Consider the following 24827-nt stretch of genomic DNA (forward strand, 5'->3'; position numbering starts at 1 on the left):
GTTCGTCTGCTCAGGCTTGGCCATGACGGTCATTTCGGAGTTCTCCTGGTCGTCCCACTTATTCGGCGGGGACATGATTGGCGGTGACGGCAAGCCCGTCTTTCTTGGCGCGGTATTCGCTGTAGGCGGCGATCAGCATGTCCTCGTCGCGATATTGCGGCACCCAGCCGAGCTGGCGCTCGGCCTTGGATACGTCGAGCACGCACTCCTCATCGGCGATCAGATATTGTTCGGGATCCATGATCGGCATGTTCATGAGATCGAGCAGGTCGAGGGTGCGCTTGACCGCCCAGCCCGGCGTCGGGATCAGCTGCGACTTCGAGCCGGCATGCTTGATCAGGTCGCCCAGCAATTTCTTCACCGGCGGCGGATTGAGGGAGCCCAGATTATAGGCCTGGTTGGGCACGCCTGCCTTCCAGGCCGCGCGGGCAGCTTCCGCGCAATCGAACACCGAGATGAACTGATAGGGGTTCTTGCCCGAGCCGATCATCGGCACAGGAAAATTCCAGTCGATCAGTTTGAACAGCTTTTCCAGGATCCCGAGCCGGCCGGGACCGATGATCAGACGCGGGCGAAACAGCGAGATCGACATGCCGCGCTTGCGCCATTGAGCGGCGAGCTCCTCGGTCTTCTGCTTCGACCAGCCATATTCGCCGAGCGGCGCGACCGGGTGCTCCTCAGTCATCGGCTGGGTGACCGTGTGGCCGTAGATCATGTCGGTGGTGTAGTGGACGAGCTTGGACGCGCCGGCCTTGTCCATCGCCTGCATGATGTGTTCGGTGCCGTGGAAATTCACCGGAAAGAAGAAGTCGTGACGCTTGGCCCGCACCTGGATCGGCGACAGCATTTTGGCCGACAGGTTGTAGACCATGTCGTCGGCCTTCAATCCGATGTTGGCCACCGAGGCCGTATCCGTGACATCGCAGGTGACGAAGCGAACGTTGCGATAGTGCGTCAGGTCGCTCTTGACGATGTCGGCAACGACAACCTCTTCGCCATCGGCCACAAGCTTCGGGGCAAGATGACGGCCGACGAAGCCGTCGCCGCCGAAAATAACATGTCTCATCGAACGATCTCGCTGGTCTTGTCGGGGATGATGGAAGCGGTTTGGTCGTCATGCCCGCGCCCGCCCAAGTCTCGACCGCTTTGCGCGATCAGCACGGTGCCGACGCAGATGAAGGCGATGCCGGCAATGCGCCAGGCATTGAGGTCCTCGCGGAAGATGAAATAGGCGAAGATCGCAACCGCGACATAGGCAAGGCTGAGGAACGGATACGCAAAGCTGAGCTCGACCTTGGACAGCACATAGAGATGCGAAGCCATCGAGATGACGAAGGTGCACAGGCCGAGAAACACCCATGGGCTGAAAACGACCTGCAACAGCTTCAACAGCGGATTGGTGCCCTCGAACGAAATGGGACCGAGCGACATCATGCCTTGCTTCAGCATCAGCTGCGCGGCGGCATTGGTCATGACCGTGAACAGAATGAAGACGATGTATTTCATATTTTGCACCCGCCACTCGCAACGGTCCTATTACGAACCTGCAAACATTTCATGAAGTCACGACAATGCTTTGAGTAAACCACGGAACTTACGATCTATTCACCATGACTTATTCGGATTGTACCTATTCAGCTGCCTCGACACGCCCTGGCCGGACGTTGAGCTTTTTCGCCGTCCGCAGCCAGAAACTGGACACGAACGCCGGGTCGCGCAGCGCTTCAAGCCGCTGCCAATTCGGGAAGGAGGCCGCGAAAGTATCAGCGCCCATGCGCGCATCCTTGTACGGGTTGACCGCGCCGCCGGCCGCGACCGTGATGCGGTCGAGTTCGCTGAGCAGGGCCAGCGTCCGGTCGCCGCGATTGGGGAAATCCAGCGTCAACGTGAAGCCTGGCCGCGGAAAGGACAGCAGCCCCGGCGAGCGGATCGAGCCGAAGCGCTTCAACACGGTGAGGAAAGAGCCCTGCCCGGCCCGTCGCGCCGCCTCGAGCAGCGCCGGCATGGTCTGACGCGCGACATTTTCCGGCACCACGCTCTGGTGCTGGTAGAGACCTTTCGGGCCATACAGCCGATTCCAGTCGCCGACACCATCAAGCGGAAAGAAAAAGCCCTGGTAGCCGGTTTGGCTCGGCCCCGGCGAGCGCCCCTTCTTCCACCGATAGGCGGCGTTGAAGGCGGTGAGGAACGGCCGGTTGAGCACATTGAACGGCGGCTGGAACGGCACTGAAAAACGGGAGCCGGCGCGAGACGCCGCATGCGAGCCATACTCGGCATGATTGCCTGTCAACAACAGGCCGCGCCCGCGGCCATGGCCGCCGGCAAGCTGGTCGATCCAGGCGACGGCATATTCATTGGCCTGGTCGGCGGCCTCGGCCAGTTCGAAGAATTCGCCGAGATCGGCAAACCGCGTTACCTTCTCGGCGATATCGAGCGAATGCACCCGCATCAGCCGGATCGAGGCCGACAGGATCAGGCCGGTCAGCCCCATGCCGCCGATCGTCGCCGCAAACAGCCTTGCATTGTCGGTTGCCGAGCAGGTGTAGGTCCGCCCGTCCGAGCGCAGCAGGGTGAGAGACTCGACATGGCAGCCGAAAGTGCCGCGCCGGTGATGGTTCTTGCCATGGACGTCATTGGCGATCGCGCCGCCAAGGGTGACGAACTGGGTGCCTGGGACCACCGTGGGAAAGAAACCGTAAGGTGCAGTGTGCGCAATGATATCGGAGAGGAACACGCCGGCCTCCGCCTCGAGCAGGCCGGTCTCGGCATTGAAGGCGCCGATGCGGTTCAGCGGCCGCATGTCCACGACCGCACCTGGCTCGTTCTGGCAGGAATCACCGTAGGAGCGGCCATTGCCATAGGCGAGCAGAGCGTTCTTTGTCGCCTTGCCGCTTCGCATCAGCGCGATGGCATCGTCGGCCGCGATGGCTCGCTTTGCGGCCGGCGTGGCGAGGCCAAAACTCCGGTACCGTTCGCCGGCCATGCCCTACCAGCCTCCCGCGACCAGAAGGGCGGCGCCGATCACCACGACGATCTGGCTTCGCCAGTCGCGAATGATGAAGATGACCGGATCGTCATTCATCTCGTTGCGGCGCGCCAGGATCCAGACCCGCATGGTCAAATACAGCACGATCGGCGCCAGCGGCCAGACCAGCCAGGGATGCGGATAGAGTTCGCGTACCGCGACGCTGTCCATGTAGAGCGCCAGCACCAGCGCCGAGGAGAAGGCCGACGCCATTCCTGCCTGGGCGACGATCTCCTGATCTTCGATGCGGTAGCCGCGACCGGCAATGCGCTCGCCCACCGGAATGGCTGTGGTGCGCAGTTCGACATAGCGCTTCACCAGCGCCAGCGACAGGAAGAAGAAAATCGAGAAGGCGAGCAGCCAGAACGAGACTTCGACCCCGGTCGCCGCAGCACCTGCCAGCACACGCACCGTGTAGAGCCCGGCCAGCGTCAGTACGTCGGCCAGGAGCATGCGCTTGAACGACAGCGAATAGGCTGTGGTCACCACCAGATAGCCGGCGAGCACGCCCAGGAACTCGATCGGCAACAGAAGCCCGGCGGCAATGCCGATCGCCAGCAGCACCGCCATCGCGCCGAGACCGAACGGGATCGACAAAGCGCCGCTGGCGAAAGGCCGGTTGCGTTTGGTCGGATGCTTGCGGTCGAGCGCAAGGTCGAAGAAATCGTTGAGAATGTAGATGGCGGAAGCCACGGCGCTGAAGGAGACGAACGCCAGCAGGCATTGCCAGATCATGTTGATGTTGAAGTATTCATGCGACAGCACCATCGGCACCGCGATCAGCGAATTCTTCAGCCACTGATGCACCCGCAGCATCTTGACGTATGTCTTCAATGTCCTTTTCGGCGCCGGCATCCTTTCGGCGCTATGCGCGGCCTGCCAGCGCTTCGCATGGCGGTCGGGCGCCACGACGATGGCGTTGCGTGCGGCTCCGAAAACCTTGAGGTCGTGCCGGCTGTTGCCGGCATAGTCGAAACCGCCGTCGCCATAGGCGGCGATGAGCGCGTCGCGCTTGCGGCCCGAGGTCATGTTGTGGGGACCGTCGGTCGCCAGCACATAGTCGAAGACGCCCAGATGCGCGGCGATCGTCTCGGCGAACTTGCGTGGCGTACCGGTCGCCAGCACGATCTTGCGTCCGTCGCTATGGTCGGCGAGCAGCCGCTGCAGCAGCGCTTCGCGATAGGGCAGCGAGGCCGGATCGATGTCGATGCGGTCGGCGATGGCTTGTTTCAGCCGCGCCGGGCCGGCGGCCAGCCAGAACGGAACCAGGAAAACATAGAGCGGATTCTTCTTGAGCAGGATGAACAGGCCTTCCCAAAGAAGATCGGTCGCAATCAGCGTGCCGTCGAGGTCGACCGCAAGCGGGATTGCGTTCTTGTCCGACCGCGCATCCATATCTTTCCTGCTCAGCTCAAAAACCCGTCGCGCCACGTTTCGGCGGCTTGGTATCCGGCATAGCGAGCAACGGCGCAACGAACGTTAAAACGTCTGGTTGCAACGGATATGCGCCGGGGTATTTCCCTCGTCATCGTTAAGCAACCGTTGCCGTAGACGAGAAAAGGCCGGGCATTGCCCGGCCTCTGCAAGAGCTGCCTGCCGACTTTACTTGATGCGGGCAACGCCACCCGAGATTTCGACCGTTTCCGAGCCGGTCAGGGCCTCGAGGTCACCATTGGGCAAGGTGACGAAACAGCCGTTCGGGCAGAATTCCACGGTTTCGCCGGCCGCCAGCGCCAGCTCCGTCTTGCCGCCGCCTTCCGTCACGATCAGCGTACGGGTCTCAGCATCCTTGTTGACCGCGCTGGCGGCAAAGGCCGAGCCACTCGCTGCGGTAAGAGCGATGGCGACGACGAGCGACTTCCACATTTTGCAATCGGTGTTTCCACACCGCCTCTGTTGCATTTCGCAAGGCATTCTCGCCTTTGCATGTGAGCTTATATGAGATGCAAGCTGAACCGCAACTGAATGCCGCATTCATGCCGCAATCGGTTGGGAGGAGCTTGGGGCCCTAGCTGGGATCGGGTTTGCGGGCCTTGCGACCAGTCTTGGCCAGCCGCTTCGCCTCGGCGGCGGCTCTGGCCTCCGCCTGCTCCTTCTCGGCGAACTCGACTTCGATCTTGTCGTCGTCGATCGGCCATGCGTCGGTCTGCTTGACCTTGACCTCGGCGCGCGGCGTCGAGGGGATTTCTATGTGCTCGGCGTCAAAAGCATCGAGCACGGCAAAGCGGATATCGTTCTGAACGATGGCGCCGTTCAGCACATCGGCCAGGAACACGCGGATCTCGAACTCGAGTGCTGCCGGCCCGAAATTGGTGAACAGCACGAAGGGTTCCGGGTTCTTCAGCACCAGCGCATGGCCGCGCGCAATCTCAAGCAGGACCGCGTGTACCCGCTTGACGTCGCTGCCATAGGCGACCCCGACCTTGATCTCCACGCGTCCGAGCTTGTTGCGGTGCGTCCAGTTGCCGACGGCGTTGTTGATGAGGTTCGAATTGGGCAGGATCACCGACTGCCGCTGGAAGGTCTCGATTTCGGTGGCGCGCACGCTGATCTTCTTGACCGTGCCTGATGTGTCGCCGGCGACGATCCAGTCGCCGACCTTGAACGGCCGCTCGGCGAGAAGGATCAGGCCGGACACGAAGTTGGACACGACATTCTGCAGGCCAAAGCCGATACCCAGCGAGAGTGCGCCGGCAACGAGCGCCAAATTGGAAAGATCGATGCCCGCCGCCGAGATGCCGACGAGGCCGGCGAGCGCGACGCCGGCATAGCCGACCGCCAGCCGGATCGAGTTGCGCACGCCGGTATCGACCTTGCCGCGCGCCATAACCGAGCCGTCGAGCCAGCCCTGGAACCAGCGGGTCAGGAAATAGCCGATGATGAAGACGACGATGCCGGTGAGGATGCCGGTGACCGAAATCGTCACCGAACCGACGGTGACGCCTGTCGCCAATTTATAGCCCCAGGCCTGGATATCGCCGGGCTGGAAGCCCCACATCAACAGGATCAGCGGCAGGAACACCAGCACGATCATCAGGTTGATGGCGACGCTGACGACGAGGCCGAGCTGGTCGAGCGCGGTGTCCTCATAGCTGGAGTTGGTCTTCAGCCAGCGCCCAATCGAGGTGCCGGCGAAACCACCCTCCTCGCCGATCTCGCGCGCCGACAGGAAGCCGATATAGGCGGTAAGCAGGATGGTGCCGGTGACCACGACCTGCAACGAGACGAAGATGGCAAGACCGATATAGCCGAACAGCGCCGCCGCAATCGTGAACAGGCCGAGCGCGACACAGGTGTAGCGCAGCCAGGCCGGCCAGCGGCGCCAGCGCCCAGCGACGTCCTTGTAAGGCTTCAGCAGCGCCATCAGGATCAGGATGACCCCGACGATCACGGTGGCGACAAAACTCCTGGCCACCGTCAGCGACAGAGGCGAGCCCATCTTGTCGTTGACGATCGACAGGAAATTGTTGATGCCGATGACGACTGCCATGGCCGTCGTCAGTCGCACCAGCCAACGCGCCGGGCCGGTCTCGACCTGGATCAGGCGCCAGTTCGGCATGCTAGGCGACAGCGCCGCATTGGTCAGGCGGTTGACACAGAACACTATGGCGATGACGGCTGCCAGCGCGTTGAGGAACACGCCTATGTCGCCGCGCAGCACATTGTAATAATTGTACAGGAACACCGTCGAGGCGAGGAAGGCGCTGACCGCCAGCGTCGGCAGCAAGGTCGACCAGAACGCCACCGACAGGCGACTGAGATACGTCGGATCTTCAACCGACGCGTCGGCCTCGAAGATGCGCCCAAACAGGCGGCGCCCACCGACCAGAAGCACCACGGCCAACGCGAGCGCCATGAGGGTCGCCGCGAGCATCGCCTGGAACTTGAACTTGAAGGCAAAGCTCAGCCAGGACGACACCGCCCTGTAAAAATTGGCGTATTCGTCCCTGGCGTCGGAAAACACTTGCGGGCTCAGTGCATCGGACAGCACATAGCGCTTGGTCAGCCCGCTGCGAAACAGCTCGCTGCGCATATTGCCGATCTTCTCGATCAGCGCATTGATGCGGATCGACAGGTTCTGCGCGCCGGCGATGACGGCGTTGATCTCCGCCTTTTCCGACGCCAGCGCCTGGCGCTCGCCGGTCACGATGTCCGGTTCAGGGGGCTGTCCGGCAGCCGGCGGTGCGCCAAGCTGCTCGAGCCTCGAATTGATCTCTCCCAGCCGCGAACGAAACGCCAGCGCGCTGTTCAGCGCAGCGCGCGACAGCTCTTCCAGCTGCAGGCGGATCTCGACGAGGGTGGTGTCGTCGACGCCGTCCTCCTGGACTTTCTTCTCCAGAGCGTCGGTTTTCGTCGTCAAACCCTGCAGGATTTTCTGCTGGTCGGCGACCAGCCCGGCAGGCGCCTGGCCCAGCCCCTGCGCCATCGCGCCGAACGAATGCGGCGCCAAGGCAACGAGCGCGAGGACCAGGATCAGGCGAAAGAAGCGAAAAAACATAATGGTGGCGACTTAAAGGGCGGCAAAGGCCGCCTCTAAAGCGGTCCTTGATAGAGACGCTCATCCCGTGGGGCAAGTCGTGGCGAAGTCATGACAGTTGGGCGCCTTGCGGGAGTCGGCCAGTCGAAAAGCCATGGCGCAATCTTGGCTTTGCGCACGCCGCCTGCTCTATAGTCTGCCGCATCGCACCCGAGCCGGATGGCTTCAGGTCTGTTGGACCTGAAATCATCCGGCTCTAGAAATCAAAGATATAGAGCATGATGTCGTCCGAAAACCGCTTCACACTTTTCGGCATCATGCTCTAGGGATGACATGAAGAATGGCGGAATATTCAGCCCTTTCGCTTCTCACGAACGCGCTCAAGGGAAACAAGGACTGGAAGCCGGCCTGGCGCAAGCCCGACCCCAAGGCTTCCTATGACGTCATCATCATCGGTGGCGGCGGCCACGGCCTGTCGACGGCCTACTATCTGGCCAAGGAGCACGGCATCACCAATGTCGCGGTGCTGGAAAAGGGCTGGCTGGGTTCCGGCAATGTCGGCCGTAACACCACGGCGGTGCGCTCCAACTACCTTTTGCCGTCCAACACCCGCTTCTACGAACATTCGATGAAGATGTGGGAGAACCTTTCGCACGACCTCAACTACAACGTCATGTTCTCGCAGCGCGGCTGCCTGAATCTGGCTCACACGCCGGGCCAGTTCGACGACCTGGCAAGGCGCGGCAACGCCATGCGCCATCTCGGCGTCGATGCCGAGCTGATGAGCACCGCCGAGATCGCGCGCCTGGTCCCGGCGCTGGACATGTCGGCCTCCGCGCGCTTTCCCATCGTCGGCGGCCTGATGCAGCCGCGCGCCGGCACCGCCCGTCACGATGCGGTTGCCTGGGGCTATGCCCGCGGCGCCGACCGACGCGGCGTCGACATCGTCGAGAATTGCGAGGTCACCGGCTTCCTGCGCGACGGCGACCGCATCACCGGCGTGCAGACGACGCGCGGAGAGATCCGCGGCAAGAAAGTCGCCGTGGCCGTTGCCGGCAGCACCGGACGGGTGATGCAGCTTGCCGGCATCGACAGGATGCCGATCGAGAGCCATGTGCTGCAGGCCTTCGTCACCGAATCGCTGAAACCTTTCGTCGACACGGTGCTGACCTTCGGCATGGGTCATTTCTACATGTCGCAGTCCGACAAGGGCGGCCTCGTCTACGGCGGTGACATCGACGGCTACAACAGCTACGCTCAGCGCGGCAACCTGCCCATCGTCGATGAGGTGATGAGCGAGATGCTGGCGCTGTTTCCCGGCCTTGCGCGTGTACGCATGCTGCGCTCCTGGGGCGGCGTCTGCGACATGTCAATGGACGGTTCGCCGATCATCACCACCGGCCCGCTGCCGGGCATGTATCTCAATTGCGGCTGGTGCTATGGCGGCTTCAAGGCGACGCCGGCCTCGGGCTGGTGCTTCGCATACACCATCGCCAAGGACGAACCGCACGCGTTCAACGCGCCGTTCACGCTCGACCGTTTTTATCGCGGCCTAGTGATTGACGACAAGGGCCAGGGCGCAACGCCCCGGCTGCATTAGGGTTCAAACAAATGCTTATCACTTGTCCCTATTGCGGCCCGCGCGACGTCATCGAGTTCACCTATCAGGGCGACGGCAACCGCGAGCGCCCGCAGCCCAACTCGCAGGACCTCGACGCCTGGAACGCCTATGTCTACGATCGGCTGAACCCGGCCGGCGACCACAATGAGATCTGGCAGCATTCGGGCGGCTGCCGCACCCATCTGAGGATGGTGCGCAACACGGTCACGCATGAGATTTCCAGCACCGGTTTCGCCCGCGGCGACCACAATGCCGCCGCCCGGCACAAAGCCGGAGGCAAGTCGTGAGCCCGCGCCGCACCGAGACTGGCGGCCGCGTCGACCGGCTGCGCACCATCCGCTTCACCTTCGACGGCACGCCCTACACCGGCCATGCCGGCGACACGCTGGCCTCGGCGCTGCTTGCTAACGGCGTCACGCTTTTCGGCCGCTCATTCAAATACCACCGCCCGCGCGGCCTGCTCTCGGCCGGCGTCGAGGAACCGAACGCGCTGGTGACGGTGCTGCGCGGCGAAGTGCGCGAGCCCAACATCGCCGCAACCATGGTCGAGATCTATGACGGGCTGGTGGCCGTCAGCCAGAACCGCTTTCCCTCGCTCGCCTGGGACGTCAACGCCATCAACCAGCTCGGCGGCAAGCTCCTGGCCGCCGGCTTCTACTACAAGACCTTCATGGGTCCGGTCTTCGGCCCGCTGAAGGGCACCAGATTCTGGATGTTCTGCGAGCATTTCATCCGCCGCGCCGCCGGCCTGGGCCGCGCCGGTATTGCCGCCGACACCTCGCGCTACGAGCGCATGAACGCGTTTTGCGACGTGCTGGTGGTCGGCTCCGGCCCGGCCGGCCTGTCAGCCGCCAAGGCCGCTGCCGACCAGGGCGCGCGCGTCATCCTGGCCGAACTCGAGCCGCGTTTCGGCGGCTCGGCCAACTGGTCCGGCGAGGCCATCGACGGCGCGCCGGCCGCCGACTGGGCGGCGCGCGCCGTCAGCCAGCTCGAAGGACATGACACGGTCCGCCTGCTGCCGCGCACCACGGTGTGGGGCTATTACGACGGCAACACGCTAGCCGCGCTCGAGCGCGTCACCGACCACAAGGAAACGCCCGGCAAGGGCGAGCCGCGCCATCGCTACTGGGCGATCCGCGCCAAGACGGTGGTGCTGGCCACCGGCTCTTTCGAGCGGCCGCTTGTGTTCCCCGGCAATGACCGGCCGGGCGTCATGCTGGCGCATGCCGCCGAGCGCTATGCTAACGATTATGGCGTGCTGCCCGGCGACAGGATCGCGCTGTTCACCAACAATGACAGCGCCTATCGCTCGGCGCTGGCGCTGAGGAAGGCCGGGGCGGCTATTGTCGCCATCGTCGATGTGCGCCCCGAGCTTTCGGCCGAAATGCGCAGCCTCGCCACCGAGGCCGAAGCCGAAATCCTCTCCGGCCATGCCGTGGTCGCCACCGAAGGCGGCAAGGCGCTCTCCGGCCTCAAGGTGCAGCGCTTCGACATGAATTCGGGCGCGCTCAGCGGTGACGCCCGCAGCATCCACGCCGATAGCCTGCTGATGTCGGGCGGCTGGTCGCCGACCATCCACCTCGCCAGCCAGGCTGGCGCGAGAGCCGAGTGGAATCCTGCGCGCCAGGCCTTCCTGCCGCCAAAGCAAACGCAACAGCGCTGGCCAAATCAGCAATGGATTGGTGCGGGTGCTTTCAACGGAAGCTTCTCGACCATCGAAGCAATCACTGAGGGCCGCGCAGCCGGCTTGTCCGCAGCGGGCGGAGCGGCTGCGCCGGCAGCCTTGCCGGATGTCGAAGCAGCCCCGGGAAACCCAGATCCGGCTCCGGTGTTCGAGATCAAGGTGAAAGGCAAAAGCTTCGTCGACTTCCAGCATGATGTCACCGCCGAAGACGTGCGGCTGGCGCATCGCGAAGGCTTCGTCTCGGTCGAGCACCTGAAGCGCTACACCACGCTCGGCATGGCGACCGACCAGGGCAAGAACTCCAACGTTCCGGGTCTCGCCATCATGGCCGAGGCGTTGGGCAAGCCGATCCCCGAAGTCGGCACGACCCGCTTCCGCCCGCCCTACTCCGCGGTGTCGATTGGCTCGCTCGCTGCCGAGCGTTTCGGCGATCTGAAGCCGGAGCGGCTGACGCCGATGCATGACTGGCACCTCGCCAATGGCGCGACGATGTATTCCGCTGGCCTCTGGTATCGACCAATGATCTACGGCCTTGCCGGGGAGACGGTCGAGCAGGCTTATGTCCGTGAAGCCAGGGCGACGCGCGAAAGCGCCGGCATCGTCGACGTCTCGACGCTGGGCAAGATCGCCGTTCAGGGGCCGGATGCGGGCGAATTCCTCGACCGCGTCTACACCAACATGTTTTCCACCCTCCCCGTCGGCAAGGCCCGCTACGGCCTGATGCTGCGTGAGGACGGGCTGGCCTTCGACGACGGCACCACCTGGCGGCTTGGCGAACAGGATTTCCTGATGACGACCACCACGGCCAACGCCAGCAAGGTGATGCAGCATCTGGAATATTTCCTCGACGTCATCTGGCCGGAACTCAAAGTGCATGTCACCTCGGTAACCGACGAATGGGCGGGCGCGGCCATCGGCGGGCCGAAGGCGCGGGCCATCCTCGCCGCCTGCGTCACCGGCACCGCCGTCGACAACACAGCCCTGCCCTTCATGGGCATCGTGCGCGGCGAGATATCAGGCGTGCCGGTGATGATTTGCCGGCTGTCCTTCTCCGGAGAAATGGCCTTCGAGGTCTATTGCGGCGCCGGCTACGGCACCCATGTCTGGGAAACGCTTGTCGAAGCCGGCAAGCCGTTCGGCCTGGTCACCTACGGGCTGGAGGCGTTGGGCACGATGCGCATCGAAAAGGGCCATGTCACCGGCGCGGAGATCGACGGGCGCACTACGGCGCGCGACCTGCATCTCGACTGGATGCTGTCGAAGAAGAAGCCGTTCATCGGCTCGGCGATGATGGACCGCGAAGGCCTGATCGCGCCCGAGCGGCTGCAGCTGGTCGGCCTAGTCTCGCTCGACAATCGGCCGTTCAATGGCGGAGCCCACCTCGTCGAGGAACTGGACGAAGCCAATCCGCACGACTCCATCGGCCATATCACCGCCTGCTGCTACTCGCCGGCGCTGGGCAAGCACATCGCGCTGGCTTTGGTCGAGGGCGGCAAGGCGCGCCATGGCACCCGGGCATTCGTCTCCGATCCGCTGCGCAAGCGGTTCGGGCCGGTCGAGATCGTCTCCAACCATTTCTACGACCCGGACGGGAGCCGCATGCATGGCTGAGCGCCAATCACCCGAACGCCAATCACCCGAGCGCCTCTCGCCGCTCGAGCCGGTGTCCCATCCGGGTTCGCACGGCAATTTCGAGCATGGCGTCGATGTCATCCTGACCGAGACCCGGCCGGGCTCGATCCTGCAGCTGGCCGCGTGGCCGGGCGCGGAAAAGCAACTGATCGACGTGATCGGCAAGGTCACCGGCCTCGATTTGCCCGATGGCGCCGGCGGCGGTCTCGCCAAGGACGGCAAGGCCGTGTTCGGTTTCGCGCCTGGAAAATTCACAGTCGTCGACGAGGCCGAGGGCCTGGCGGCGAGTTTTGCTGGGGACGTAACCCCGGCAATCGGCACGATCACCGACCTGTCGCATGGCCGCACCGCTATCCGCATCGCCGGCCCTAAGGCCGAATGGGTGCTGGCGAAATTCTTCGCCATCGACTTCGCCCTGCCCGCCTTCCCCACAGGCTCCGGCCGTTCGACCACCCATCACGACGTCTTTGCGCAGATCCAGCGCACCGGCGCCGACCAGTTCGACATCTATGTCTTCCGCTCCTTCGCCCGATCGTTCTGGAAGGCGCTCTGCCATGCCAGCGAGGAGGTCGGCTACGAGGTTCAGTAGGGCCAAAAGCCGTTCTGGCCTCAAGGCCAGCCGGTTCTGCCGCTAGAGAATGCTCCAATGGAAGCCCATGGTGGGGAACGTGGCCCAACCGGCCCAGGGGATTAAAAAGATCCCGTCTCAGAGTCGGCATCGTCGTTTGGTTCGAACATCCCCATGACCGCAGAACTATCCGCCGGCGCCACGGATTGCGCCGATGTGTCGGCCAGAGCCTTGCTCCTGCTGCCGCTCACGGTCGCCTGCGGCGTGTTCATGACCAGCCTCGACCAGAATGTCGTGGTCACCGCCCTGCCCGGCATCAGCGACAGCCTCGGCCGGCCGCCGAGCCAGCTCGGCCTGTTGATCACCGTCTATGTCGCCAGCCTGATCATCTCGATGCCGCTCGGCGGCTGGGCCGCCGACCGCTTCGGCCTGCGCAACGTTTACTGCTTCGCCTTGCTGGTGTTCGCCGCGTCATCGGCGCTGTGCGGATTGTCCAACGACATCTGGACGCTGGTCGGCGCCCGCGCGCTGCAAGGCTTCGGCGGCGCCTTGATGGGGACGCTCGGCCAGGTCGTCATCCTGTCGACCTTCCCGCGCAGCCGCACGCTGAAGATCAACATGTATATTTCGCTGGCCGGCCAGTCCGGACCGCTGGTCGGCCCGCTGGTCGGCGGCGCGCTGACGACTTATATCTCCTGGCGCTGGATCTTCTTCATCAACGTGCCGTTCGCGCTGGCGGCGGCCGTTCTTGCCGCCTCGCTGTTTCCGACTGTTACCAAACCGGTGCGCACGCCGTTCGATTTCCCGGGCTTCCTGCTGGTCGGCGGCGGCATGGTCCTGCTGGTCTTCGGCATGGATTCGCTTGCGGCGAAAGACGCCGCCGGCAGCATGATCGCGGCCGAGCTGGCGCTGGCGATCGTCATCCTGACGCTTGCTTCCTTCTACTGCCTGCGCGCCCGCAACCCCTTGCTGGACCTGAAACTCCTGCGCATCCGCACCTTTCGCATCTCCTTCCTCACCGGTGGTGGGCTGGACACGATCGGCCTGAGCTCGGTCGTTTTTCTTTTGCCGCTGATGTTCCAGCTCGGCTTCGGCATGAGCGCGGTGCAGGCGGGATCGCTGACTTTCGTTGCCGCAATCGGCTCGCTGATCATGCGTGTCTTCATGCCGCGCCTGCTCAACCGCTTCGGCTTTCGCCGCGTGCTGGTCGTCAACACGCCGATCGTTGCTGCCATGGTAGCGGGCTTCGCCTTGATAGAGGCAACCACGCCGGTCTGGATCGTGCTTGCCTATATCTTTGCCTTCGGTGTCCTGCGCTCGGCGCAGTGGGCGTCGACCGGCAATCTCGCCTATTCCGACATCGCGCCCGACCAGCTCGCCCGCTTCAGCGCGCTCTACTACATACTGTGGCAGCTAGGGGTGGCGATCAGCGTCGGCCTGGCGGCGGCGCTGCTGTCGTTCCTGGCCGGCGGCGGGCCGGCGGTGACCAACGATTTCCGCATCCTGTTCGTGGTCGAGGGCGTCATCACGCTCTGCGCGCTGATCGCCTATCTCAGACTGACACCGCAGGACGGCGCCCATGTCAGCGGCCATGGCGCGCAGATGAACGTGGAATAAGGCGCCGTTAGCCGAGCCCTATTCGCTGAACGTCACCCACTCTTCCAGCGGCACGCGGTCGGTGCGGAAGTCGTTTTCGGGCTTGGAGGTGTCCTCGAGGCCTAGCGCCATGCCGCAGACGACGATCTCCTCGTCGGGAATGTTGAGCACCGGCCGGATCTGCCGGTGATAGGGCGCGAAGGCGGCCTGCGGGCAGGTGTGCAGGCCCCTGCCTCGCGCCGCCACCATGATGTTCTGCAGGAACATTCCGTAGTCGATCCACGAGCCTTGGTTCAGCCGCCGGTCTATGGTGAAGATCATGCCGACCGGCGCGTCGAAGAAGACGAAGTTGCGGTCGTGCTGGGCGCGCATCTTGTCGACCTCGCGGCGACCGATGCCGAGTGCCCCGTAGAGCCCGAAACCGTTGGCGCGGCGGCGGGTGAGATACGGCTCGAAGAACTGGGTGGGGTAATAGCGATACTCGTCCCAATCGGCCTTTTCGGCGCGGATACCGGAATTCAGGATGGCATCGGTGATCTGCTGCTTGACCTCGCCCTTGACGACATAGACCCGCCAGGGCTGCATATTGGTGCCCGAAGGCGCGCGCGCGGCGACGCCAAGAATGGCTCGGATCGTCTCGTCATCGACCATGTCGGGCAGGAAGGCGCGCACTGAACGGCGCGAGATGATCGCCTCGTCGACAACAGCCGCGTTATGCGCTGCCAGGCCGTTTTTTTCCAGCATGGGCCGTCCCTTTGCGCACACTTCGAAAGCCGAACCGGCTATCGGAGAAGACCTTGCCAGATTTCAATCCTTGGTCGCCGACCCGCATTCCCACACCCGCCGCTCGTGCCAGAGCCTTTGCATGAACCGCCAAAATGGCGCAAGCAAATCTTGTGTGCCCATGAAAATCCTCTTGATTTTTTCACGGACATGAGCTCTCATGAAATTCATTTCCAGATTTTCATCAAGTGAGCGTTTTGGCCCCAGCTATTCCCAAAACATTGCAGGGACCTGACGAGCGCCTGCTGGCGAGCGACATCCGTGCGCTGCGCAAGGCGCGCGGGCTGACGCTGGCTGAGATCGCGCTGAAGCTTGGCCGCTCTGTCGGCTGGGTCAGCCAGGTCGAGCGCGGCCTGTCTATCCCTTCACTTGGCGACCTCAGGGCTTTCGCAGACCTGTTCGGCGTGCCGCTCAGCCTGTTCTTCAGCCACGACGTGCCGATCGAAAAGGAGCGCGGCTTTGTCGTGCGCGCCGGCAGCCGGCGCACGCTTGGCACAAGCGAATCTGGCCTGGTGGAGGAGCTTCTGTCGCCCGATCTCGGCGGTAGTTTCGAGATGGTGCGTTCGATCTTCGCGCCGGGCGCCGAGATGAAGAGCGAGCAGCTGCGGCCGACCGAGGAAGCCGGCTACATCGCCTCTGGCATTTTCGAGATCGAGATCGCCGGCGTCTGGCACCGTCTTGTCGAAGGCGATTCCTTCCGCTTCGAGCGCAAGCCATACCGCTGGCGCAATCCCGGCAGCGAGCCGGCCGTGGTCATCTGGGTGGTTTCGCCGCCTGTTTATTGAATGCATCTCGCCCAAAGTGTGCAGCGGTTTTGGGACAACGACATGCATCAAGCAAAAAATAGAAGCGCAGCGCGCTTCAGGTTTGGGAGAAGAATATGGCCGGTTTGCCGACGACGGCACGCGTGGTGATCATCGGAGGCGGTGTCGTCGGCACCTCCTCGCTCTACCACCTTTGCAAGGCGGGCTGGACCGATTGCGTGCTGCTCGAAAAGAACGAGCTGACATCGGGCTCGACCTGGCATGCCGCCGGCAATGTGCCGACCTTCTCGTCGTCCTGGTCGCTGATGAACATGCAGCGCTATTCGACCGAGCTCTATCGCGGCTTGGCTGATGCCGTCGACTATCCCATGAACTACCACATTACCGGCTCGCTGCGGCTCGCCCACACCAAGGAGCGCATGCAGGAGTTCCAGCGCGCCAAGGGCATGGGCCGCTACCAGGGCATGGACATCGACATTGTCGGCCCTGATGAGATCAAGCGCCGCTATCCCTTCATCGAGACGCATGACCTCAAAGGTGCGCTCTACGATCCGAACGACGGCGACATCGACCCCGCGCAGCTGACGCAGGCACTTGCCAAGGGTGCGCGCGACATGGGGGCAAAGATCATCCGCTTCTGCCCAACCACGGGCGTGCGCCGCGAGAACGACGAATGGGTTGTCGAGACGCCGCAAGGCGAGATCCGTTGCGAGATCGTCGTCAACGCCGCCGGCTACCGAGCCGCGGAAGTCGGCAAAATGTTCGGCCGCGACGTCCCGATGATGGTGATGAGCCATCAGTACATCTTGTTCGAGGAAATCCCCGAACTGGTGGCCTGGTCGAAGGAGCAGGGCAAGAAACTGCCGCTGCTGCGCGACGTCGACACCTCCTACTATCTGCGCCAGGAAAAGAACGGCATGAATCTCGGCCCCTATGAGCGCAATTGCCGCGCGCATTGGGCGACCCACAACGACCCGATGCCGGAGGATTTTTCCTTCCAGCTATTCCCCGACGATCTCGACCGTCTCGAGCACTACCTTGCCGATGCCGTCGCCCGCGTGCCGATCCTGGGCACTGCCGGCCTGTCCAAGGTGATCAACGGGCCGATCCCTTACGCGCCGGACGGCAATCCGCTGATCGGTCCGATGCCCGGCGTTCCCAACGCGTTCGAGGCCTGTGTCTTCACCTTCGGCATCGCCCAGGGCGGCGGCGCCGGCAAGGTGCTGGCCGAATGGGTTACGCAGGGCCAGACCGAATGGGACATGTGGTCTTGCGATCCGCGCCGTTTCACCAGCTTTGCGGCCGCCCCCGACTATAGCGTCGCCAAGGGCATGGAGATCTACGGCAACGAATACGCCATCCAGTTCCCGCGCCATGCCTGGCCGGCCGGGCGCGACCGCAAGCTGTCGCCGATTCACGATCGCATCAAGGCGCTCGGCGCCCAGTTCGACGCCTATAATGGCTGGGAGCGTGCCACCTGGTATGCGCAACCCGGTGACGACACGTCGGAAGAAGCAACACTCACCTTCCGCCGCGACGGGCCGTGGCAGCACCGCGTGCGCGAAGAATGCCTGGCGGTGCGCGACGCCGCCGGCATTCTGGACCTGCCCGGCTTCTCGCGCTTCAACCTCGAAGGTCCTGGCGCAGCCGAATGGCTGGCGCTGCAGGTCACCGGCCTGGTGCCCAAGCCCGGCCGCATCGGCCTCGCCTATTTCGCCGACGACAAGGGCCGCATCGTCACCGAGATGTCGGTGGTGCGCCATGGCGAAGAGCAGATGACGCTGATCACCGCGGCGGTAGCGCAGTGGCACGATTTCGAATGGCTGAAGTCGCGCCTGCCGAAGGACGCGGCTTTCACCCTCACTGACAGAACCGAAGACTATTCGACGCAAATCCTCGCCGGCCCCAGTTCGCGCAAGATCCTGGCCGAGGTCTGTGGCGCGGATCTCTCGCTGCCCTGGCTGACGCATCAGGAAACCACCATCGCCGGCCGCTGGGCGAAGCTGGTGCGGGTATCCTTCGCCGGCGAACTCGGCTGGGAAATCCACACCAAGGTGGGAGACACCGCCGCCATCTTCGACGACGTCTGGACGGCGGGACAAAAACACGGTCTGAAACCGTTCGGCATGTACGCGCTGGATTCGCTGCGCCTCGAAAAGGGCTACCGGACCTGGAAGGGCGACCTGTCGACCGACTATACGGTCCTGCAGGGCGGGCTCGAGCGCTTCGTCAAATGGGACAAGCCCGACTTCCGCGGCAAGGCAGCCCTGCAGAACGAAAAGCAGCAAGGCGTGAAGAAGCGCTTCGTCACGCTGGTGGTCGAAAACCCAGGCGATTGCGACGCGCCGTCCGTGTCGACGCTCTGGCATGACGGCAAGATCGTCGGCGAGACGACGTCCGGCGGATGGGGGCATCGCATCGACAAATCGATCGCGCTCGGCATGCTGCGCGCCGACCTGGCTGAACCCGATACCGCGATCGAGATTGAAATTTTTGGCGATCGTTTCAGGGCGGTCGTGCAGAAAGACGAGCCGCTGTGGGATCCGAAAAACGAAAGACTGAGAGCATGAAGAAAGTCATTCTCACCGATGGCGGCATGGGCCAGGAACTGGTCCGCCGCAGCAGCTCCGAGCCGACGCCGCTCTGGTCGGCCAGGGTGCTGATCGACGAGCCGGATCTGGTGCGTGGCCTGCATGCCGAATTCATCCGGGCCGGCGCTCGCGTCATCACCATCAACACCTATTCGGCAACGCCGGAGCGGCTCGCGCGGGAAGGAGCAGAAGATCTCTTCAAGCCCTTGCAGAAGCGCGGCATCGAAGTGGCAAGACAGGCACGCGACGAGGCAGGCGATGCAGCGATCGCCGGCTGCCTGTCACCGCTGTTCGGCAGCTATGCGCCGGCGCTGGCCATATCGTTCCAGGAGACGCTGGACATCTATCGCCGCATCGTCGCCGAGCAGGCCGATGGCGTCGACCTGTTCCTGTGCGAGACCATGGCCTCAGCCGAGGAAGGCCGTGCGGCCGTTACCGCTGCGTCGGAAAGCGGCAAACCTGTCTGGGTGTCTTGGACTCTCGCCGATCACGGCGCGCCGCGGCTGCGCAGCGGCGAAACAATAGCGGCAGCGGCGGACGCCCTCGACGGCCTGACGGTTGCAGCGCGCCTGGTGAATTGCTGCCGGCCAGAAGCTATCGCCGCGGCACTGCCCGAATTGATTGCTCTCGGCGGCCCGGTCGGCGCCTATGCCAATGGCTTCACCTCTGTCGAAGCGCTCAAGCATGGCGGAACGGTCGAAGTGCTGCACGCACGCCACGACCTTGATCCGGATGCCTATGCCGACCAGGCGCTCGGCTGGGTCGCCGCTGGCGCCACCATCGTCGGCGGCTGCTGCGAAGTCGGCCCTGCCCACATCGCCGCCTTGCGCGACTGGCTCGAACAGGCCGGCCACGAAATCTCGGGAGTATCCTGATGCCCAGACCGTCATCGCGCATTTCCGGCATCGTGCCTTCGGGCAAGGATGGCTGGGAGGTCCACACCGAGGCATGGGCCCGCAAGGAGGCGGGCCAGGACATCATCATGCTGTCGGTCGGCGACCATGATTTCGATACGCCGAGCCAGACCATCGAAGCCTGCGTGACGGCGGTTCGCGGCAGCAACCACCACTACACCCCGCTTCCCGGCGTTCCGCGCCTGCGCAGGGCGATGGCGGCGGCCTCGACCGCCTGCACCGGGGTCGAGACGAGCCCCGACCAGGTGATCGCCACGCCGGGCGGTCAGGCCGCCCTTTACGCGGCGGTGCAGGCCGTTCTCGACCAGGGCGACCACGCTATCGTGGTGGCGCCCTACTACGCGACTTATCCCAACACCTTCAGCGCCGCCGGCGCCAGCTTCACCGTCGTCGAGACGCCGGCCGGAGACGGTTTCCAGCCGCACGCCGAGATGATCCGCGCGGCGCTCAAGCCCAACACGCGCGCCATTTTGATCAACACGCCGAACAACCCGACCGGCGCCGTCTATTCGCGTGAGCGTCTGGAAGAGCTGGCCGAGATCTGCCGCGAGCACGATCTCTGGCTGCTGTCGGACGAGGTCTACTGGACGCTCGGCGGCGGCGAGCACATCTCGCCGCGCGGCCTGCCCGGCATGGCGGAGCGCACGCTGGTCATCAATTCGATGTCCAAGAGCCATGGCATGACCGGCTGGCGCATGGGCTGGCTGACCGGCCCAGCGCAGATGATCACGCTGTTGACCAATCTCAATCTGGTGACGACCTACGGCCTGCCGGCCTTCATCTCGATCGCCTGCGCCGAGGCGCTGGAGAACCGCTTTGGCGTCAGGGAGATCGCCGAACGCTATGCGGCGCGCCGCACCGTCCTGCTCGACGCCGTGCGCGGCATGAACAATATCAGCGTGCACGGCTCCGAGGGCGGCATGTATGTCATGCTCGACATCTCCGCAGTCGAGCCCGACGACGAGAAATTCGCCTGGGCCTTTCTCGACCAGGAGAGTGTCGGCGTCATGCCGGGTTCCAGCTTCGGCAAGGCCGCTGCCGGCCACATCCGCATCAGCCTCTGCCAACCGGAGCCGGTGCTTCAGGAAGCCGCAAAACGCCTGCGCCGCTTCGCATCCGGCTATCGCCGCGAGGCCGCATGACCAGAAGCATTCCCACCAAGGCCCGCGCGGTTATTATCGGCGGCGGTGTCTCCGGCTGTTCGGTCGCCTACCACCTGGCCAAGCTCGGCTGGACCGACATCGTGCTGCTCGAACGCAAGCAGCTGACCTCGGGTACGACCTGGCACGCCGCCGGCCTGATCGGCCAGCTGCGCGGCTCGCAGAACATGACGCGGCTGGCCAAATATTCGGCCGACCTCTACGTCAAGCTGGAAGCCGAAACGGAAGTCGGCACCGGCATGCGCCAGGTCGGCTCGATCACCGTGGCGCTGACTGAGGAGCGCAAGCACGAGATTTATCGGCAGGCCTCGCTCGCCCGCGCCTTCGATGTCGATGTGCGCGAGATTTCGCCTGGTGAAGTCAAGGAGATGTACCCGCATCTCAACGTGTCCGATGTGGTCGGCGCCGTGCATCTGCCGCTCGACGGCCAGTGCGATCCGGCCAACATCGCCATGGCGCTGGCCAAGGGCGCCCGCCAGCGTGGCGCCGCCATCGTCGAGAATGTGAAGGTCACCAAGGTCCATACCAAGGCCGGTCGCGTCACCGGTGTGTCGTGGGCGCAAGGCGACGACCAGGGCACGATCGAGGCCGACATCGTCGTCAACTGCGCCGGCATGTGGGCGCGCGAGCTCGGCGCCCAGAACGGCGTCACCATCCCGCTGCATGCCTGCGAACATTTTTATCTCGTCACCGAGCCGATCCCCGGGCTCGGTCGTCTACCGGTGCTGCGCGTTCCCGATGAATGCGCCTACTACAAGGAAGACGCCGGCAAGATGATGCTCGGCGCCTTCGAGCCGGTGGCCAAGCCCTGGGGCATGGACGGCATAAGCGAGGATTTCTGCTTCGACCAGTTGCCGGAGGACATGGAGCATTTCGAGCCGATCCTCGAAATGGGCGTCAATCGCATGCCGATGCTGGCAACCGCCGGCATTCACACCTTCTTCAACGGCCCCGAAAGCTTTACCCCCGACGACCGCTACTATCTCGGCGAAGCGCCGGAGCTGTCGGGCTACTGGATGGCGACCGGCTACAATTCCATCGGCATCGTCTCGTCCGGCGGCGCCGGCATGGCGCTGGCGCAGTGGATCAATGACGGCGAAGCGCCCTTCGACCTCTGGGAAGTCGACATCCGCCGCGCCCAGCCATTCCAGAAGAACCGTAGGTTTCTCAAGGAGCGGGTCTCCGAGACGCTCGGCCTGCTCTATGCCGACCATTTCCCCTACCGGCAGATGGCAACGTCCAGGAATGTCAGGCGATCGCCCCTGCATGAACACCTGAGGGCGCGCGGCGCGGTCTTCGGCGAAGTCGCCGGCTGGGAGCGCGCCAACTGGTTCGCCCGCGAAGGGCAAGAGCGCGAATACCGCTATTCCTGGAAGCGGCAGAACTGGTTCGACAACCAGCGCGAGGAACACCTGGCGGTCCGCAACAAGGTCGGCCTATTCGACATGACCTCGTTCGGCAAGATCCGTGTCGAGGGCCGCGATGCCTGCGCGTTCCTGCAAAGGCTCTGCGCCAACGACATGGACGTGGCGCCGGGCAAGATCGTCTACACTCAGATGCTCAACCAGCGCGGCGGCATCGAGAGCGATCTTACCGTGTCGCGGCTGTCGGACACGGCCTATTTCCTCGTCGTACCGGGCGCGACGTTGCAACGCGATCTCGCCTGGCTGCGGCGGCATGTCGGCGAGGAATTCGTTGTCATCACCGATGTGACGGCGGCAGAAAGCGTGCTCTGCCTGATGGGTCCGGATGCGCGAAAGCTGATCCAGAAAGTCAGCCCCAACGATTTCTCCAACGACAACAATCCATTCGGCACCTTCCAGGAGATCGAGATCGGCATGGGCCTCGCCCGCGCCCACCGCGTCACCTATGTCGGCGAACTCGGCTGGGAGCTTTATGTCTCTACCGACCAGGCTGCCCATGTTTTCGAGGCGATCGATGAGGCGGGGGCGGATGTCGGCCTGAAACTTTGCGGCCTGCATACGCTCGATTCCTGTCGCATCGAAAAGGCGTTTCGGCATTTCGGCCACGACATCACCGACGAGGACAATGTGCTGGAGGCCGGCCTCGGCTTTGCGGTCAAAACCGCCAAGGGCGAGTTCATCGGCCGCGATGCGGTGCTGAAGAAAAAAGAAGCCGGCCTGTCGCGCCGGCTGGTGCAGTTCCGGCTGAAGGACCCGCAGCCTCTGCTCTTCCACAACGAGGCGATCCTGCGCGACGGCAAGATCGTCGGCCCGATCACATCGGGGAATTACGGCCACCATCTCGGCGGCGCGATCGGACTGGGCTATGTGCCCTGCCAGGGCGAGAGCGAGGCGGATGTGCTGGCCTCGTCCTACGAGATAGAGATCGCCGGCGAGCGTTTTGCGGCGGAAGCATCGCTGAAGCCGATGTACGATCCCAAGGCGGAACGGACGAGGATGTAGCACCTTTTTACCCTCCCCCTTGTGGGGAGGGTCGGCTCGCAGTCGGAGCGAAGCGGCGATTGCGAGACGGGGTGGGGGTGCGCCCTACGAGACCCCCCACCCCGCTTCGCAAAAGCCGCCTTGCGGCTTTTGCTGCGCGACCCTCCCCACAAGGGGGAGGGTGAAGAAGCTCAAAACCGCTCCAGCTTCGCCCGCACCTTCACCAGAAACGCCGCCCTCGTCCTTGGCGTCGAGGCGTCCATCAGGTAGTGCGCCAGGAAAAACGTCCGGCAGCGGCGGGCGCACAGCGCGCGCATACCGCGCAGCAAGGTCTTGCGGCCGGGCTGGCCGACGACGACGCTCCACCAGGTCGGCGCGCCGCAGGTGGTGATGACGCCGACCCTGGTGACATGTGTCATCAGCGACGTGATGCGCCCCTTGCACCCAGCTTGAAGGCGACATCGGTCGCCCAGACCCGGTCGAGCCAGCCCTTCAGCATGGCCGGCAGCCCGTACCACCAGGTCGGATAGATGAACAGGATCGCCTCAGCCCAGGCGAGATGCTCGAAATGCGGTTTTAGGGCCGGATCCTCCGGCGCCCGCTCATTGTAGGCGCGTCGCTCTTCACAGCCCATCACCGGATCGAATTCCTCCGCATAGAGGTCGAGCAGCCGCACCTCCCAGCCGCGTGCCTTCAGCACATCGACGGCGGCATCTCTGATGGCGGCGCAAAAGCTTTCGGGCACCGGATGGCAATAGACCACCAGCACGCGCATCAGAATTCATCCATCCCGGCCGCGACCTTGGCCATGAAGGCTGCCCGCGTCTCGTCGGTCGACAGGTTCATCGAATAATGAGCGAGGTAGGACACCGAGGCGCCGGGCCTGATCGTCGCGCGCAGCATCCGCTTGACCAATCTGCGTGGCGGATCGCCCATCAGCATGGCGCGGAAGCGGCTGCCGCCATAGGTGGTGACGGCGGTCAGCTTGCGGATGTTGTGGAGCGACGGCTGCGCCTTGCCGTCGGCCAATTTGAACGACACGCCGGGCAGAAACACGCGATCGAAATAACCCTTCAGGATGGCCGGAAAACCGTAGTTCCAGACGGGATATGACAGCACCAGCGCCTCAGCCCGCAGCAAACGCTCGACATGGGGCGCGGCCGGGTCCGCAGGGCTGCGTTGGTTATGATAATCCAGCCTCTCCCCGCGCGTCAGCCTGGGGTCGAAATCCTCGGCATAGAGATCGCAATCGTCGACCTCATGGCCGGCGGTCGTCAGCCGCTCGACGATCGTGCGGTGCAGGCCTGCATTGAAGCTGATCTCCACCGGGTGTGCGTAAAGGACGAGGACTTTCATGGGAAGGCATTGCCGGGGTCGGCGCGAGGCACCCCCCTCTGCCCTGCCGGGCATCTCCCCCTCAAGGGGGGAGATCGGACTGCCGCATCGCTTTCACTAATTGTCAGCGTGTCAGATTGGCTGCGGCGTTCAGGCTGCCAATCTCCCCCCTTGCGGGGGGTGAGAAGTGGTCGGCGAAGCCGATGGGAAGCCAATTGCTTGGCTTTCCAAACGACGAACGCCCGAAGCGGCAGCGTAGGGCCTGTGCCGGC

General features: G+C 63.9%; 18 protein-coding genes and 1 pseudogene. 10 read left to right on the plus strand and 9 right to left on the minus strand.

The window, feature by feature from the left end; all coding sequences use genetic code 11:
- Positions 1-58 precede the first annotated feature (58 nt).
- The 6 genes from AC3EMP_RS24470 to AC3EMP_RS24495 form a co-directional block, all read right to left on the minus strand.
- Positions 59-1066, minus strand: a complete 1008-nt coding sequence (locus AC3EMP_RS24470; protein ID WP_352713390.1) for an NAD-dependent epimerase/dehydratase family protein — start codon at positions 1064-1066, stop codon at positions 59-61.
- Positions 1063-1506, minus strand: a complete 444-nt coding sequence (locus AC3EMP_RS24475) for an EamA family transporter (RefSeq protein WP_023699265.1) — start codon at positions 1504-1506, stop codon at positions 1063-1065. The genes AC3EMP_RS24470 and AC3EMP_RS24475 overlap by 4 nt, the downstream gene beginning before the upstream one ends.
- A 124-nt stretch (positions 1507-1630) precedes the next feature.
- The gene (locus tag AC3EMP_RS24480; protein ID WP_023733774.1) at positions 1631-2983 is read right to left on the minus strand and encodes an FAD-binding oxidoreductase; all 1353 of its coding nucleotides are present in this window, start codon (positions 2981-2983) and stop codon (positions 1631-1633) included.
- 3 nt (positions 2984-2986) lie between these two features.
- Positions 2987-4420: a UbiA family prenyltransferase gene (locus AC3EMP_RS24485; protein ID WP_023733775.1), complete on the minus strand. Its 1434-nt coding sequence runs from the start codon at positions 4418-4420 to the stop codon at positions 2987-2989.
- Between the two features lie 207 nt (positions 4421-4627).
- A complete protein-coding gene (locus AC3EMP_RS24490) occupies positions 4628-4891 on the minus strand; it encodes a hypothetical protein (RefSeq protein WP_023670370.1) in 264 nt (87 codons plus the stop codon).
- 142 nt (positions 4892-5033) lie between these two features.
- Positions 5034-7523, minus strand: a complete 2490-nt coding sequence (locus AC3EMP_RS24495; RefSeq protein WP_023733776.1) for a mechanosensitive ion channel family protein — start codon at positions 7521-7523, stop codon at positions 5034-5036.
- Positions 7524-7842: 319 nt separating this feature from the next.
- Here AC3EMP_RS24495 and AC3EMP_RS24500 point away from each other — a divergent pair, with 319 nt between their 5' ends.
- The 5 genes from AC3EMP_RS24500 to AC3EMP_RS24520 all read left to right on the plus strand — a co-directional run bounded on the left by AC3EMP_RS24500 (position 7843) and on the right by AC3EMP_RS24520 (position 14624).
- Positions 7843-9102, plus strand: a complete 1260-nt coding sequence (locus AC3EMP_RS24500; RefSeq protein ID WP_023670368.1) for a sarcosine oxidase subunit beta family protein — start codon at positions 7843-7845, stop codon at positions 9100-9102.
- A gap of 11 nt (positions 9103-9113) precedes the next feature.
- Positions 9114-9410, plus strand: a complete 297-nt coding sequence (locus tag AC3EMP_RS24505; RefSeq protein ID WP_023670367.1) for a sarcosine oxidase subunit delta — start codon at positions 9114-9116, stop codon at positions 9408-9410.
- On the plus strand, positions 9407-12418 hold the full coding sequence (locus AC3EMP_RS24510; RefSeq protein WP_352713395.1) for a sarcosine oxidase subunit alpha: 3012 nt from the start codon (positions 9407-9409) through the stop codon (positions 12416-12418). The genes AC3EMP_RS24505 and AC3EMP_RS24510 overlap by 4 nt, the downstream gene beginning before the upstream one ends.
- Positions 12411-13028 carry a sarcosine oxidase subunit gamma gene (locus tag AC3EMP_RS24515; protein ID WP_050588551.1) on the plus strand — a complete coding sequence of 206 codons (618 nt, stop codon included), beginning with the start codon at positions 12411-12413 and terminating at the stop codon, positions 13026-13028. Before AC3EMP_RS24510 ends, AC3EMP_RS24515 begins: the two co-directional genes overlap by 8 nt.
- A gap of 153 nt (positions 13029-13181) precedes the next feature.
- Positions 13182-14624 carry an MFS transporter gene (locus tag AC3EMP_RS24520; protein WP_352460727.1) on the plus strand — a complete coding sequence of 481 codons (1443 nt, stop codon included), beginning with the start codon at positions 13182-13184 and terminating at the stop codon, positions 14622-14624.
- 18 nt (positions 14625-14642) lie between these two features.
- Here AC3EMP_RS24520 and AC3EMP_RS24525 read toward each other — a convergent pair whose 3' ends face one another.
- Positions 14643-15347: a nitroreductase gene (locus AC3EMP_RS24525; protein ID WP_023700347.1), complete on the minus strand. Its 705-nt coding sequence runs from the start codon at positions 15345-15347 to the stop codon at positions 14643-14645.
- Positions 15348-15628: 281 nt separating this feature from the next.
- On the opposite strand from AC3EMP_RS24525, the gene AC3EMP_RS24530 reads away from it, so the two are divergent.
- The 5 genes from AC3EMP_RS24530 to AC3EMP_RS24550 all read left to right on the plus strand — a co-directional run bounded on the left by AC3EMP_RS24530 (position 15629) and on the right by AC3EMP_RS24550 (position 23241).
- Positions 15629-16171 carry a helix-turn-helix domain-containing protein gene (locus AC3EMP_RS24530; RefSeq protein ID WP_352545386.1) on the plus strand — a complete coding sequence of 181 codons (543 nt, stop codon included), beginning with the start codon at positions 15629-15631 and terminating at the stop codon, positions 16169-16171.
- A 95-nt stretch (positions 16172-16266) separates the two neighbouring features.
- Complete coding sequence (locus tag AC3EMP_RS24535; protein WP_352595471.1) at positions 16267-18720, plus strand: GcvT family protein; 2454 nt, start codon at positions 16267-16269, stop codon at positions 18718-18720.
- Positions 18717-19616 (plus strand): homocysteine S-methyltransferase family protein, encoded by a 900-nt coding sequence (locus AC3EMP_RS24540; protein WP_352713399.1) that lies wholly within the window; start codon positions 18717-18719, stop codon positions 19614-19616. The genes AC3EMP_RS24535 and AC3EMP_RS24540 overlap by 4 nt, the downstream gene beginning before the upstream one ends.
- Positions 19616-20797 carry a pyridoxal phosphate-dependent aminotransferase gene (locus tag AC3EMP_RS24545; protein WP_023670766.1) on the plus strand — a complete coding sequence of 394 codons (1182 nt, stop codon included), beginning with the start codon at positions 19616-19618 and terminating at the stop codon, positions 20795-20797. The genes AC3EMP_RS24540 and AC3EMP_RS24545 overlap by 1 nt, the downstream gene beginning before the upstream one ends.
- A complete protein-coding gene (locus tag AC3EMP_RS24550; RefSeq protein ID WP_352713403.1) occupies positions 20794-23241 on the plus strand; it encodes a GcvT family protein in 2448 nt (815 codons plus the stop codon). Before AC3EMP_RS24545 ends, AC3EMP_RS24550 begins: the two co-directional genes overlap by 4 nt.
- 170 nt (positions 23242-23411) lie before the next feature.
- Here AC3EMP_RS24550 and AC3EMP_RS24555 read toward each other — a convergent pair.
- Positions 23412-23995 (minus strand): annotated as a pseudogene (locus tag AC3EMP_RS24555) (NAD(P)H-dependent oxidoreductase).
- The gene (locus AC3EMP_RS24560) at positions 23995-24576 is read right to left on the minus strand and encodes an NAD(P)H-dependent oxidoreductase (protein ID WP_352595465.1); all 582 of its coding nucleotides are present in this window, start codon (positions 24574-24576) and stop codon (positions 23995-23997) included. Before AC3EMP_RS24560 ends, AC3EMP_RS24555 begins: the two are co-directional and overlap by 1 nt.
- Between the last annotated feature and the right edge of the window lie 251 nt (positions 24577-24827).

It is taken from the genome of Mesorhizobium sp. P160219 (assembly GCF_057786095.1).

Coding starts and splice junctions, on each gene's coding strand:
- AC3EMP_RS24470 (WP_352713390.1), bottom strand. CDS start 1,066: ATGAGACATGTTATTTTCGGCGGCGACGGCTTCGTCGGCCGTCATCTT.
- AC3EMP_RS24475 (WP_023699265.1), bottom strand. CDS start 1,506: ATGAAATACATCGTCTTCATTCTGTTCACGGTCATGACCAATGCCGCC.
- AC3EMP_RS24480 (WP_023733774.1), bottom strand. CDS start 2,983: ATGGCCGGCGAACGGTACCGGAGTTTTGGCCTCGCCACGCCGGCCGCA.
- AC3EMP_RS24485 (WP_023733775.1), bottom strand. CDS start 4,420: ATGGATGCGCGGTCGGACAAGAACGCAATCCCGCTTGCGGTCGACCTC.
- AC3EMP_RS24490 (WP_023670370.1), bottom strand. CDS start 4,891: ATGTGGAAGTCGCTCGTCGTCGCCATCGCTCTTACCGCAGCGAGTGGC.
- AC3EMP_RS24495 (WP_023733776.1), bottom strand. CDS start 7,523: ATGTTTTTTCGCTTCTTTCGCCTGATCCTGGTCCTCGCGCTCGTTGCC.
- AC3EMP_RS24500 (WP_023670368.1), top strand. CDS start 7,843: ATGGCGGAATATTCAGCCCTTTCGCTTCTCACGAACGCGCTCAAGGGA.
- AC3EMP_RS24505 (WP_023670367.1), top strand. CDS start 9,114: ATGCTTATCACTTGTCCCTATTGCGGCCCGCGCGACGTCATCGAGTTC.
- AC3EMP_RS24515 (WP_050588551.1), top strand. CDS start 12,411: ATGGCTGAGCGCCAATCACCCGAACGCCAATCACCCGAGCGCCTCTCG.
- AC3EMP_RS24520 (WP_352460727.1), top strand. CDS start 13,182: ATGACCGCAGAACTATCCGCCGGCGCCACGGATTGCGCCGATGTGTCG.
- AC3EMP_RS24525 (WP_023700347.1), bottom strand. CDS start 15,347: ATGCTGGAAAAAAACGGCCTGGCAGCGCATAACGCGGCTGTTGTCGAC.
- AC3EMP_RS24535 (WP_352595471.1), top strand. CDS start 16,267: ATGGCCGGTTTGCCGACGACGGCACGCGTGGTGATCATCGGAGGCGGT.
- AC3EMP_RS24540 (WP_352713399.1), top strand. CDS start 18,717: ATGAAGAAAGTCATTCTCACCGATGGCGGCATGGGCCAGGAACTGGTC.
- AC3EMP_RS24545 (WP_023670766.1), top strand. CDS start 19,616: ATGCCCAGACCGTCATCGCGCATTTCCGGCATCGTGCCTTCGGGCAAG.
- AC3EMP_RS24550 (WP_352713403.1), top strand. CDS start 20,794: ATGACCAGAAGCATTCCCACCAAGGCCCGCGCGGTTATTATCGGCGGC.
- AC3EMP_RS24560 (WP_352595465.1), bottom strand. CDS start 24,576: ATGAAAGTCCTCGTCCTTTACGCACACCCGGTGGAGATCAGCTTCAAT.